Annotated in this window: 9 protein-coding genes; 5 read left to right on the top strand and 4 right to left on the bottom strand. The window is 66.9% G+C overall.

Features of this window, described 5'->3' with window-relative positions; all coding sequences use genetic code 11:
- Nucleotide 1 precedes the first annotated feature (1 nt).
- From M3G03_RS05505 to M3G03_RS05515, 3 genes are read right to left on the bottom strand one after another with little or no spacing between them, the layout of a single operon-like run.
- Nucleotides 2-997: a quinone oxidoreductase gene (locus tag M3G03_RS05505; protein ID WP_259808689.1), complete on the bottom strand. Its 996-nt coding sequence runs from the start codon at nucleotides 995-997 to the stop codon at nucleotides 2-4.
- Nucleotides 994-1,617, bottom strand: coding sequence for an L-threonylcarbamoyladenylate synthase (locus M3G03_RS05510; RefSeq protein WP_259808690.1), 624 nt, complete (start codon nucleotides 1,615-1,617; stop codon nucleotides 994-996). The genes M3G03_RS05505 and M3G03_RS05510 overlap by 4 nt, the downstream gene beginning before the upstream one ends.
- A 16-nt stretch (nucleotides 1,618-1,633) precedes the next feature.
- Nucleotides 1,634-2,020: a pilus assembly protein TadE gene (locus M3G03_RS05515; RefSeq protein ID WP_259808691.1), complete on the bottom strand. Its 387-nt coding sequence runs from the start codon at nucleotides 2,018-2,020 to the stop codon at nucleotides 1,634-1,636.
- A gap of 158 nt (nucleotides 2,021-2,178) precedes the next feature.
- On the opposite strand from M3G03_RS05515, the gene M3G03_RS05520 reads away from it, so the two are divergent.
- Nucleotides 2,179-3,405 carry a pyrophosphate--fructose-6-phosphate 1-phosphotransferase gene (locus tag M3G03_RS05520; RefSeq protein WP_259808844.1) on the top strand — a complete coding sequence of 409 codons (1,227 nt, stop codon included), beginning with the start codon at nucleotides 2,179-2,181 and terminating at the stop codon, nucleotides 3,403-3,405.
- 168 nt (nucleotides 3,406-3,573) lie between these two features.
- Nucleotides 3,574-6,765, top strand: a complete 3,192-nt coding sequence (locus M3G03_RS05525) for an efflux RND transporter permease subunit (protein ID WP_259808845.1) — start codon at nucleotides 3,574-3,576, stop codon at nucleotides 6,763-6,765.
- 44 nt (nucleotides 6,766-6,809) lie between these two features.
- On the opposite strand, the gene M3G03_RS05530 is transcribed toward M3G03_RS05525, so the two are convergent.
- Nucleotides 6,810-8,021 (bottom strand): DUF2207 domain-containing protein, encoded by a 1,212-nt coding sequence (locus M3G03_RS05530; protein ID WP_259808692.1) that lies wholly within the window; start codon nucleotides 8,019-8,021, stop codon nucleotides 6,810-6,812.
- A gap of 179 nt (nucleotides 8,022-8,200) precedes the next feature.
- Here M3G03_RS05530 and mutA point away from each other — a divergent pair, with 179 nt between their 5' ends.
- From mutA to meaB, 3 genes are read left to right on the top strand one after another with little or no spacing between them, the layout of a single operon-like run.
- Nucleotides 8,201-10,066 carry a methylmalonyl-CoA mutase small subunit gene (gene mutA, locus M3G03_RS05535; protein WP_259808693.1) on the top strand — a complete coding sequence of 622 codons (1,866 nt, stop codon included), beginning with the start codon at nucleotides 8,201-8,203 and terminating at the stop codon, nucleotides 10,064-10,066.
- On the top strand, nucleotides 10,063-12,246 hold the full coding sequence (gene scpA, locus M3G03_RS05540; RefSeq protein ID WP_259808694.1) for a methylmalonyl-CoA mutase: 2,184 nt from the start codon (nucleotides 10,063-10,065) through the stop codon (nucleotides 12,244-12,246). Before mutA ends, scpA begins: the two co-directional genes overlap by 4 nt.
- On the top strand, nucleotides 12,239-13,261 hold the full coding sequence (gene meaB / locus M3G03_RS05545) for a methylmalonyl Co-A mutase-associated GTPase MeaB (protein ID WP_259808695.1): 1,023 nt from the start codon (nucleotides 12,239-12,241) through the stop codon (nucleotides 13,259-13,261). Before scpA ends, meaB begins: the two co-directional genes overlap by 8 nt.
- Nucleotides 13,262-13,288 lie beyond the last annotated feature (27 nt).

Below are 13,288 nucleotides of genomic sequence, written 5' to 3' on the forward strand. Positions count from 1 at the left end.
CCTAGGGGATCAGCACAACCTTCCCGCTGGTCCGGCGCTCCTCCAGGGCCCGGTATGCCTCGGCTGCCTCATCGAGGGGGACGCGGGAGTCGACGCGGAGCCTGAGTTTGCCACTCGCGACCAGTTCCAGTACCGCGCGTCCCCGGTCCACCAGCTCCTGCCGGGTGGCGATGTAGTCGCCCAGGCTGGGCCGGGTGAGGTAGAGCGAGCCACCCTTGTTGAGCCGTTGTGGGTCGAAGGGCTCGACCGGTCCGCTGGCCGCGCCGAACAGCACCATCAGTCCCCGTCGGCGCAGGCTGGCCAATGAGGCATCGAAGGTCGACTTCCCGACGCCGTCGTAGACCACGTCGACGCCCCCACCCGCGGCGGCCCGGACTGCCTGCGCGAGTGCAGCCGGTGATTCGTGGTCGCGATAGTTGATGAGGTGCTCCGCCCCCAGGGCGCGTGCCAGCTCCAGCTTCTCCGGGCTCCCCGCAGTCGCGATGATCGTGGCGCCCTTCTCCGCCAGCAACTGGACCAGGAGCTGTCCCACTCCCCCGGCTGCGGCATGAACGAGTGCGGTGGTTGCGGGTCCACACGGGAAGGTGTCATTGACCAGGAACTGGGCCGTCATCCCCTGCAGCAGGACTGCCGCCGCGGTCTCCAGGTCGACCTCCTCCGGCACCGGAACCAGCGCCTGCGCAGGGAGGACCGCGAGGCTGGCTGCGCTGCCGAGTTGCATCGCCCACGCGACCCGGTCGCCGACCGAGACCTCGGTGACCTGCGCACCAATCTGCTCGACCACTCCGGCCCCCTCACGACCGAGGACGAAGGGCGTGTCGTGCGGATAGGTGCCGCGGCGGTCGTAGACATCAATGAAGTTGACCCCCGTCGCCGCGACGCGGACCAGCACCTGATCTGGGGAGAGGCCAGGGACGGGCTGGTCCTCGACGCGGAGCACGGAGGCGTCCCCGTGCTCGAAAACGATCAACGCGCTACGGGTCTGTGCCACGCTCATGCCTCGAAGGGTTCGGCGTCGCCGGCGCCCTTGCGGAGGACGTCTGGTTCCTCACCGGACAGGTCAACCACCGTGGTTGCCACCCCGCCGGCATCCCCGGAGTCAAGGACTGCGTCGACCTGGTGGTCGAGTTCCTCCTTGACCTGCCAGCCGTCGCTCATCGGGTACTCCTCGCCCGGCATGATCAGCGTGGTGCTCACCAGCGGCTGCCCGAGGGCATCCAGCAGGGCAAGAGTGGTGGTGTGGGTCGGGATGCGCAGGCCGACGGTCTTCTTCTTCGCATGCTGCATGAGCTTCGGGACCTCACGACCTGCCTTCACGATGAACGTGTAGTGACCCGGGGTGTTGGCCTTGATGGCACGAAAGACCCAATTGTCCATGTCGATCCACTGGCCGACCTGGACGAACTCACTGATCAGCAGGGTGAAGTGGTGGTGCTGGTCGAGGTTGCGGATGCGTCTGATCCGTTCCAGGGCATCCTTGTTGCCCAGGGTGCACACCAGCGCGTAGCCGGAGTCGGTGGGGATGGCCACCAACCCGCCCTCCCTCAGGATCTCGACACACTGCTGCAGCGCTCGTGGCTGGGGGTTGTCGGGGTGGACATCGAAATATCGTGCCATGGGCAAACTCTAGTGCTCAGCTGCGTTCCAGGTGGACGGTGGCGCGCCCCTTGCCGCGCACCTCGTTGATCCCGATCGCGCTGAGGAAGGTGGTGGGCGCGGAGGTTCGCGTGGTGACCGTCAGCTCGCGGTTGACCATGGTCACCTCACCGTCGACCCCACGGCGGCTGAGCACCTCACGGGCTGCGCTGACGGCCTGGGCACTCCCGTCGAGGCCGTGCAACTCCAGGGACGCCGCGGCGTTCTGCCCCGCTCGGGCCGCCTCGTTGGCGACGGTGTTCGCCTCGGCAGCTGCCGTGGTCTGGGCGCCCCCATCGACCACCAGCCCCACCGTGAGGAAGAGGACGGGCAACAGCAGGACGACGAGGGTCGACAGGCTCAAACCGCGATCAGGGGTGCGCACCAGGGAAGTCTCCCAAGAGCGCGGGTCATGGGCGTCCCCCTGCGAAGAATCTGTGGACAACGGCCCCCTGGGACGCAGATGCCGGGGTGTCCCACGCCACCCGGAGGTCGGCACTAGTGTTGGCCAAGTACAACTTCGCATCGACGAAAGGCCGATTCCTGATGGTCACCAAGGTTGCCCTGCTCACCGCCGGGGGCTTCGCCCCGTGCCTGTCCACGGCGATTGGTGGGCTCATCCAGCGGTACACCGAGCTCTCCCCCGACACCGAGATCATCGCCTACAAGCACGGCTATCAGGGCCTGCTGCAGGGCGACTACCTCACCGTCACCCCCGAGGTGCGCGAGAAGGCCCACCTGCTGCAGCTCTTCGGCGGGTCGCCGGTCGGGAACTCCCGCGTCAAGCTCACCAATGCCAAGGACCTCGTCAAGCGTGGCCTGGTCCAGGAGGGCGACGACCCGCTCAAGGTCGCCGCTGATCGTCTGGTCGAGGATGGCGTCAGCGTGCTGCACACCATCGGTGGCGACGACACCAACACCACCGCTGCCGACCTGGCCAAGTACCTGCACGAGAACAACTACGAGCTCACTGTCGTCGGGCTGCCGAAGACCATCGACAATGACGTCATCCCCATCAAGCAGTCGCTGGGCGCCTGGACCGCTGCCGAGCAGGGTTCCATCTTCGCCCAGAACATCGTGGCTGAGCACAACTCCGGCTCTCGCATGCTGATCGTGCACGAGGTCATGGGACGCAACTGCGGCTGGCTCACCGCGGCCACTGCACAGAAGTACCGGGAGTGGCTCGACACCCAGGAGTGGTTGCCCGAGATCGGTCTGGACCGCAAGGCCTGGGACGTGCACGCCGTCTACGTGCCCGAGGGCCACATCGACCTGCAGGCCGAGGCCGAGCGCCTCAAGAAGGTCATGGACGAGGTCGGCAATGTGACCATCTTCCTCTCCGAGGGTGCGGGCCTGGACTCCATCCTCGCCGAGATGGAGAGGGCCGGTCAGGAAATCCCCCGCGATCCCTTCGGCCACGTCAAGCTCGACAAGATCAACCCCGGCAAGTGGTTCGGTGACCAGTTCAGCCAGCTGCTCGGCGCGGAGAAGGTCATGGTGCAGAAGTCGGGCTACTTCGCCCGCTCGGCTGCCTCCAACCAGGCTGACCTCGACCTGATCAAGCAGTGCACCGACCTCGCCGTCGACTGTGCCCTGGAGGGCAAGACCGGTGTCATCGGCCAGGACGAGGAGAACGGTGACGTGCTGACCAACATTGCCTTCGACCGGATCGCCGGTGGCAAGGCTTTCGACATCTCCGCTGACTGGTACGTCGACCTGCTGAACCACATCGGCCAGCCGGTGCCACAGAAGGTGGACGTCCAGCACTGACCCCACGTCCCCGGCCTTCGTCTACGTGCCCGCGCACGTCGGACCTGCACCGCTCCCCGTTGTGCACATCCCCGGCTTGCGCGGGCAAGTGCGTGGTTGAAGTGTTCTAGTAGTCTGACCGTGGCCCAGTCGGGCGGGTGAACGCGAGAGGACCTTACCGTGCACAAGATGGCGTCGATGAGCCTGGCCAACCGGGCACTGATCGCTCTGATCACCGCCTTCGTGATGGTCTTCGGAGTCATCACCACCGGCCAGCTGAAGCAAGAACTCATCCCCTCGATGCAGTTCCCCCAGGCATTCATCGTGGCCACCTACCCCGGCGCCAGTCCCCAAGTCGTCGAGCAGCGCGTCACCACCCCCATCGAACAGGCTGTGCTCACCCTTCAAGGGGTTGAGTCATCCGAATCCACCTCGACCGCCGGCATGGCGACCATTACGGTCACGATGAAGTACGGCTCGAACATGTCCAACGTGCAGCAGGAGATCCAGGCTGCACTCTCCCGCATCAAGCAGCTCATGCCTGACGAGGCCGACACCCAGGTCATCACCGGAGGTTTCGACTCCATCCCGGTCCTGGTCATGTCGGTGTCCTCCGAAGGATCTCCGCAAGAACTGGCCCGCCACCTGAACGAGACCACCGTCCCCCGCCTGCAGAAGCTGTCGGGGGTTCGCGCGGTCGAGGTCCTCGGAGCTCCCGAGGAGGAGGTGCTGGTCACGCTGGACGCTGCCCGGCTGGCCCGGGCCAAGCTCTCTGCCCTGGAGGTCATGCAGACTCTGGGCGCAGCGGGACAGCTTGCGTCCGGTGGCGCCCTGCAGGATGGGACCAGAACTGTTTCGGTGACCGTCGGCAAGCGCTTCACCTCTGCCGCAGATGTCGGCAACGTGGTGATCACGCCGCAGTCGCCGGGAGCCTCTCCGGTGAAGTTGTCCGAGGTCGCCGACGTGACGCAGCAGCCCAAGCCGGCCACCTCCGTCTCGCGCACCGACGGACGCGCCAGCCTGACGCTGTCGATCTCCAAGACCGCAGATGCCAATACCGTCGCCGTCGCCGACGCCGTCAAGGCCGAACTGCCTGACATCGAATCGCAACTCGGTCAGGGAGCTCGTTTCACGACCGTCTTCGACCAGGCCCCCTTCATCACCCAGTCGATCCACGACCTGCTCACCGAGGGCGGCCTGGGACTGGTGGCCGCGATCATCGTCATCCTGCTGTTCCTGCTGTCTGTGCGCTCGACGCTGGTGACCGCCGTGTCCATCCCGGTGTCGATCCTGGCGACCATGATCGGCCTGCGGATCTTCGGCTACTCCCTCAACATCCTGACCCTTGGCGCGATCACCATCGCGATCGGTCGCGTGGTTGACGACTCCATCGTGGTCATCGAGAACATCAACCGCCACCTCTCCTATGGGACGCCCAAGAGGCAGGCGATCCTCACCGCTGTCCGTGAGGTCGCCACTGCGGTCACGGCAGCCACCATCACCACGGTCGCAGTCTTCGCACCAATCGCTCTGGTGAGCGGACAGACCGGCGAGCTCTTCAGGCCTTTCGCCGTGACCGTGACACTGGCGCTGCTGGCCTCACTACTGGTGTCGCTGACGATCGTGCCGGTACTGGCCTACTGGTTCCTCAAGGCTCCCCGTGACGTGGTGGACGCTGATCGGGTCCGCGCTGAGGCTGAGGCGAAGGAGCATGGGGACTGGCTGCAGCGGCTCTACGTCCCGACGATTCGGTGGTCCCTGCGCCACCCGATCATCGTGATCCTGCTCAGTCTGCTCCTCCTCGGCGGCACCGTTGCCCTGGCCTCCCAGCTGAAGACCAACTTCCTCGGCGATTCCGGGCAGAACACCATGACGGTGACCCAGAGCTTCCCGCCTGCCCTGAGTCTGAAGGAGCAGGAGAAGCGTGCGCAGAAGGTCGAGGAGGCGCTCCGGTCGGTCAAGGGCGTCCAGACCGTCCAGCTGACGGTGGGCAACAGCGGCAACATCTTCTTCGGCAGCCAGGGCGATCAGGCCAGTTTCAACGTCACCACCGACCCGGACGCTGACCAGGCCGCGCTGCAGGACCAGGTCCGCCGCAAGCTCGCGACTCTGGAGGGCGAGGAGCTCAGCGTCGGATCCTCAGGAATGGGTGGCGCGAACACGATCAGTGTCACGTTGACCGGCTCCGACACCCAGAAGCTCACGCAGGCGTCGGAGATGGTCGTGGCGAAGCTCAAGGGGCTGTCCAGCGTGACCGACGTGAAGAGTTCGCTGGCCGCCGATCGCCCTCAGGTCAGCGTTCGGCTCAAGCAGCCCCAGGCCAGCGCGGCCGGGGTGAGCGAAGCGATGGTGGCCCAGCTGCTCGCCGGCGCGCTCACGCCCGCCCAGATCGGTCAGGTGGAAACGGCTTCGGGCTCCCCGATCGATGTCACGCTCCAGACTGGCGTCGCGCCGGTGGGGCTTGCCGGGTTGCAGAAGCTGCAGATCATGACCGCATCCGGCCCGGTGAGCCTCGACCAAGTCGCCACCGTGACCCGCGTCAGCGTTCCGGCCTCCATCACCCACAGCGATGGGGAGCGCAGCGTGACCGTGTCCGCCACCCCAGTGGGAGACAACCTGGGACGAGCCTCCGGTGACGTGGGCCGAGCCCTGGAAGCGCTCCAGCTGCCCTCTGGAACCGACGCCACAATCGGGGGCATCACCGCCGAACAGAATGACGCCTTCAGGCAACTGGGGCTCGCTCTGCTGGCCGCCATCGCCATCGTCTACGTGGTGATGGTCGCCACCTTCAAGTCGCTGGTGCAGCCACTGATCCTCGCGGTGTCCATCCCCTTCGCCGCCACCGGCGCGCTGCTCGGGTTGCTGATCACTGACACGCCTGTGGGTGTGCCATCGATGATCGGCATGCTGATGCTGGTGGGCATCGTGGTGACCAACGCCATCGTCCTCATCGACCTGGTCAACCACTACCGAGCAGCGGGCCAGTCGGTCGACACTGCGCTGGTCGATGGTGCGCGCCGACGCCTGCGTCCGATTCTCATGACAGCGCTGGCCACGATCGCGGCTCTGGTTCCGATGGCGCTGGGCCTGTCGGGGGGTGGCGTCTTCATCTCCAAGCCGCTGGCGATCGTGGTGATCGGGGGGCTGCTGAGCTCCACGGTGTTGACCCTGGTGCTCGTGCCGGTGCTCTACCATCTGGTCGAGGGCCGCCGGGAACGGCGCCGGCTGCACAAGGAAGCCGCCGGGGATCCCCCGCCCACCGACGTCCCCCCGGCTGACGAGGGCCCGATCCCTCCGATCGAGCCGGAGCATGCCCTCAGCCCGAGCGAACAGGAGTCCGCGCTGGAGGAGCCGGCCCCCCAAGGGACCCGCTTCGCCTGAGCCCCCGCCCGGTCACAGTGCCGAGCGTCCACGCGCCGGACCGGTCAGAAGTCGAAGTCGCCGAAGTCGAGGCCGCCGACGAAGTCCCCCAGGTTGCCGGCGATTTCACCCAGGCCGCCGACGGCGTCCCCGCCCAGGGACATCAGGTCGAAGCCGTCGACCATGTCGAGCATGCCCATGCCGTCGACGGCGTCGAAGAGGAGGTCATCGACGAGCATGCCGAGGTACAGGCCGTCGAACCAGTCCAGCACCAGCGGCATCTCGACGCCCTGAAGCTGGGCACGAGCGGCGACCTCCCCGAAGACCTTGGCCCAATGGTCCGCCACGCCGAAGACGATGGCGTAGGGGAGGTAGCGGCTGAAGATGTCGGCTGCCTCCTCGAACTTGATCTGGTCCGCCTCGGCGGTTTCCAGGTACTTCTTGAAGCCCAGGGTCTGGATCTGGACCGCAGTCCCCTCGGCGGTGCGAGGGGTGCGCCACTTCAGCGCATTCGCCAGGCTGAAGCCTGCCCCTGCCACCAGGATTCCCGAGATGGCCGACCAGATGCTGCCCCCGCCCGCTCCCCAGAACATGACGCCACCCAGGATGCCCGCGATGACGGCGACAACCCCGAGGCAACCACCTCGTGACTGCGGGTGGCCGGAGTACCAGCCGAGTCGCTGAACGGCGTCGTAGAGGTCATTCTGTGCCGCGTGCATCGCGGTGCCGAAGCGGCTGCCGAGTTCTGACATGCGCACCTCGGGCCGACGGGAGAACAGAGCCGTGACCAGGCGCTGCTCGAACGGCAGCAGTGGCCGCTCCCCCGGTGCGGGATGCTCCGGATCACGCAGCAGGGTGATGAGCCAGTCCTTGCCCTGTTGGCCGGGACGCTGCCCCATCTGCTGCCGCGGCCGTCCCCCCGCAGGGGCTGAGGGGCCCTGTTCGACAGGGGTGATCCTCAGGTACTTCCTCACCGCGAGGTCGAGAATGGTGGCGGTGACATCCCGCATCTCGGCCCTGCCGTCCACCACCGTGCCGACCAGGCCGGGGGTCAGACCACGAGGGGGATGGAACTGTACCGCGACCTCGCCGCGGTATTCCCGCCCGCCCTTCACCCGCTCCACCTCAGTGGACGCGCTGGGGCCCGGCAGCTGGCCAGGAGTCACTCCCCGGAAGATCCGGTCGCGCCCGAACTGTCGCGTCAGCAGGTGGACACCCCCCACGACGGCCCAGATCAGTACGGCCAGGACAAGCAGACCCACCTCGACGTTGCTCACCCCGCCAGCGTACTGAGGAGTTCACAACCACGGTGTCTGCACGATCGTCCAGAAGGGTTCCCCCCATGCCCGCACGACTTTGCAATGGACTAGGGTTTTTGGTGTCACAGGGTGTCTCCGGCTGCTTTCACGTGGCCTGGGCAACGCCCAAGCAACAGCTACCCAGAGAGGGGTCGCCGATGAGTGTCGACGAGGCGGGTGCACTCCCGCTGGCCGGGGATTTCCCGGTTCCGACCGATGAGCAGTGGTACGCCGAGGTCCTGAAGGTCCTCAACCGAGGGCGTCCTGAAGACAAGCAGCTGAGCCTCGAACAGGGTCTCAGCAAGCTGCGCACGACCACGCCGGACGGGCTGGTGATCGAACCGCTCTACGTGCGCGAGAGTGAGCCCAGGCTCGGCGACGCCGGCGTCATGCCCTTCACGCGTGGCACCCGGGTGCGCACCGGCGACCCGATCGCCTGGGACATTCGCCAGCTCCACGAGGATCCGGATGTCGCCGAGACCAAGAAGCACATCATGGCCGACATCGAGCGCGGCGCCACCTCACTGTGGCTCCGCGTCGACGAGGACGCCATCAAGCCCGAGGTCCTCGCCGAGGAATTGAGCGAGATCATCCTTGACCTGGCCCCGGTGTCGGTCTCCTCCCATGAGGACCAGGAGGCCGCTGCCGCAGCCATGGCCGAGGTCTGGGCCAACAGCGGACGCCCCGCCGACAAGCTGGTGGGCAACCTGGGGATCGACCCGTTCGCGCTGTCGGCTCGTAGCAGCAAGCCGGTCGACCTGGCCCCCCTCGCCAAGTGGGTCACCCGTGCCCGCGACGAGTTCCCCGCTGCCCGCGCCATCACGGTCGACGTCCTCGTCTACCACGAGGCCGGCGCTGGTGACGTGGACGAGGTCGCCTTCGCCATCGCAACCGGCATCGAGTACCTGCGTGCGCTCGAGGCGGCGAACGTCCCGGTGCAGGACGTCCTCGACCGGATCACCTTCCGGGTCTCGGCCACCGCCGACCAGTTCCTCACCATCTGCAAGCTGCGGGCGCTTCGCCGACTGTGGGCTCGCGTGACCGAGGAGTGCGGCGTCGAGGCCGACAAGCGCGGAGCCCTCACTCACGCGGTGACCAGCCCGCGGATGTTCACCCGAGACGATCCCTACGTCAACATCCTGCGTGCGACCACCGCCACCTTTGGCGCCTCGGTCGGTGGCGCGGACATCATCACCACGCTGCCCTTCGACCAGGTCGTCGGCCTGCCGAACGAGTTCAGCCGCCGCATTGCCCGCAACGTGCAGGTCGTCCTGGCCGAGGAGTCCAACATCGGTCGCGTCAACGACCCGGCCGGCGGTTCCTGGTACGTGGAGTCCCTGACGGACCAGATCGCCCAGGCCGCGTGGAAGCGCGTCCAGGAGATCGAGGCTGCCGGAGGCTTCGCGCAGGTGTTCGAGGCCCAGCTCCCCACCTGGATCCAGCAGACCGTCGACAAGCGCACCTCCTTGCTGGCCACCCGCAAGATCCCGCTGACCGGCGTGAGCATGTTCCCCATGCGCGACGAGGAGCCGATCCAGGCCAAGCCGCGCCCCCGGGGCATCGAGCGTGACCAGAAGTTCCCGATCCGCCGCGAGGCCGAGCTGTTCGAAAAGCTGCGTGATCGCAGCGCTGCTGCCGGGAGGCCAGCGGTCTTCCTCGCTGCCCTGGGTGTTCGCCGTGACTTCGGTGCGCGCCTCGGCTTCGTCGAGAACCTGGAGTCCGTGGCCGGGCTCGCGATCCCCACTGCGGAGGGGACCGATCCGCTGGCCTTCCAGAAGGCCTTCAAGGATTCCGGGGCAAAGGTTGCCGTCCTGTGCTCCTCGACGAAGGTCTATGCCGACCACGCCCTCCCCGTCGCCCGCACCCTCAAGGAGGCAGGCGCCAAGAAGGTCTACCTGGCCGGACGCGACAAGGAACTGGGTGGCCAGGACTGGCACGGAATCATCGACGGCTTCGTCTTCGACGGCATGGACGTGCCCGCCCACCTGAACGAGATCCTCGACACTGCGGAGGCTGCAGAATGAGCATTCCCAATTTCTCCGGCATCGACCTGGGCAAAGCCCAGGTCCCCGACAACTCCCACGAGCTCTTCGAGGCCCTGGCCGGTCAGCCCGCTCCGTGGGAGACCCCGGAACTGATCGACGTCCCGGTGGAGTACGACGAGACTGCCTACCAGGGCCTGGATTTCTTGGACACTCGTCCGGGCATCCCACCCTTCCTGCGCGGCCCCTACGCCACCATGTACACCTCACAGCCGTGGACGATCCGCCAGTACGCCGGCTTCTCCACCGCTGAGGAGTCCAATGCGTTCTACCGGCGCAACCTGGCGGCCGGCCAGAAGGGCCTCTCCATCGCCTTCGACCTGGCCACCCACCGCGGCTACGACTCCGACCACCCGCGCGTGACCGGTGACGTCGGCATGGCCGGTGTGGCGGTTGACTCCATCCTGGACATGCGGCAGCTCTTCGAGGGCATCCCCCTGGACCAGATGTCGGTCTCGATGACCATGAACGGCGCCGTCCTGCCGGTGCTGGCCTTCTACGTGGTCGCTGCCGAGGAGCAGGGCGTCAAGCCCGAGCAGCTCGCCGGCACGATCCAGAACGACATCCTCAAGGAGTTCATGGTTCGCAACACCTACATCTACCCGCCGCTGCCCTCGATGCGGATCATCTCCGAGATTTTCGCGTTCACCAGCGCGAACATGCCGAAGTTCAACTCCATCTCCATCTCCGGCTACCACATGCAGGAGGCTGGGGCCTCGCTCGACCTCGAGCTCGCCTACACCCTGGCCGACGGCGTGGAGTACCTGCGTGCGGGTCAGTCGGTGGGCCTGGAGATCGACAAGTTCGCCCCCCGACTGTCCTTCTTCTGGGCGATCGGCATGAACTTCTTCATGGAGGTGGCCAAGCTTCGTGCCGGACGCCTGCTGTGGGCACGCCTCACCCGCGATGCGGGGGCCAAGAACCCCAAGTCGATGAGCCTGCGGACCCACTCGCAGACCTCGGGCTGGTCGCTCACCGCACAGGACGTGTACAACAACGTCACCCGCACCTGCGTCGAGGCCATGGCCGCAACCCAAGGGCATACGCAGTCCCTGCACACGAACGCCCTGGATGAGGCCATCGCGTTGCCGACCGACTTCTCTGCCCGCATCGCCCGCAACACCCAGCTGTTCCTGCAGCAGGAGTCGGGCACCACCCGGGTCATCGACCCGTGGGGCGGGTCGGCCTACGTGGAGCGCCTCACCCACGACCTTGCCCGGAAGGCATGGGAACGCATTCAGGAGGTCGAGCAGGCCGGCGGCATGGCCAAGGCCATCGAGGCCGGCATTCCCAAGATGCGCATCGAGGAGGCTGCAGCTCGCACCCAGGCCCGCATCGACTCCGGTCGCCAGCCCGTGGTGGGGGTCAACAAGTACCAACTGGACCACAGCGAGCCCCTGGACGTCCTCAAGATCGACAATGCCGGTGTGCGTCGCCAGCAGATCGCCAAGCTTGAGAAGCTGCGCGCCGAGCGTGACGCGCATGCCGTCGAGGAGGCCCTCACCAAGCTGACCTGGGCGGCTGCCAACCCCGACCCCACCGATCCGGACCGCAACCTGCTCAAGCTGGCCATCGACGCTGCCCGCGCCAAGGCCTCGCTGGGCGAGATCAGCGACGCGCTGGAGAAGGAGTTCGGCCGCTACCAGGCCCAGATCCGTACGATCTCTGGTGTGTACAACAAGGAATCGGGCGACACCCCCGCGGTGTCGGAGGCGCGCAAGCTGGTCGAGGAGTTCGAGAAGGTCGAGGGGCGGCGTCCCCGAATCATGGTCGCCAAGATGGGTCAGGACGGCCACGACCGCGGCCAGAAGGTGATCGCCACCGCCTATGCCGACCTCGGCATGGACGTTGACGTCGGCCCGCTGTTCCAGACCCCTGAGGAGGCTGCTCGCCAGGCCGTCGAGGCCGACGTCCACATCGTGGGTGTCTCCTCGCTGGCAGCCGGTCACCTCACCCTGGTCCCCGCCCTGCGCGAGGAACTGGACAAGCTGGGTCGACAGGACATCATGATCGTCGTCGGAGGCGTCATCCCGGAGCAGGACTTCGAGGAACTGCGCGCCAGCGGTGCCGATTCCATCTACCCGCCGGGCACCGTGATTCCCGAGGCTGCCGCATCGCTGATCACGCGACTGCGCCAGCGTCTGGATGAGAGCCGTGCCTGATCCCTACGATCTGGACGAGCTGCTAGGCGGGATCCGTGAGGGGTCCCGCCCGCACATCGCCAGGGCGATCACCCTGGTCGAGTCGAAGCTGCCCGCCCATCGCGAGCGCAGCAGGGAACTGTTGAGGGAGCTGGCTTCCACCAGCGGCACGAACGCAGTGCGTCTGGGTATCTCCGGCGTCCCCGGTGCCGGCAAGTCAACCTTCACCGACGCTCTGGGCTCACGGCTGGTCGACGCCGGGCACAAGGTCGGCGTGCTGGCGGTGGACCCGTCCTCGTCGAAGACCGGCGGCTCCATCCTGGGTGACCGCACCCGCATGGCCCAGCTGGCGTCACGGGACAACGCCTACATTCGACCCTCCCCCAGCGGAAACCACCTCGGTGGCGTGGCCAGGGCGACCCGGGAGTCCATGCTCATCCTGGAAGGGGCTGGCTTCGACGTCATCATCGTGGAGACGGTGGGCGTGGGGCAGTCCGAGGTAGCCGTGGCAGGCATGGTTGACACCTTCCTGCTGCTGGCGCTCGCACGAGCTGGTGACCAGCTCCAGGGCATCAAGCGCGGCATCCTCGAAATGGTCGATGTCATCGGCATCAACAAGGCCGACGGCGACGGCGAGGGCGACGCCCGCGTGGCGGCCCGCGAAATGCGGATCGCCATGAAGCTGATCTCCTCTTCCAACGACGACCGGATTCCCGAGGTCATGCCCTGCTCGGCGTATACCGGCATGGGTCTGGACGACCTCTGGGAGGCTGTCCTGCGACACCGCGAGGGACTCGAGGAATCCGGTGGCCTGGCACAACGTCGCGCCCAGCAGCAGGTCGACTGGCTGTGGGCGATGGCCGAGGAGGAGGTTCGTTCGAGTCTCTACCGCAGCCCGTCGGTCGAGGACGGCCGCGCGGAGCTGGAACGGCGCATCGCCGCAGGCCAGCTCAGTGCCCTCGAAGGGGTGCAGGATCTGCTCGACCGCTGGCGCCATGACGTGGCCGGTGGTCAGGTCGGGCACCTCGACGCCTGAACGAGCGCGGATGACCCGCCCCCGACA

The organism is Aestuariimicrobium sp. p3-SID1156 (genome assembly GCF_025144225.1).
Lineage (GTDB): Bacteria > Actinomycetota > Actinomycetes > Propionibacteriales > Propionibacteriaceae > Aestuariimicrobium.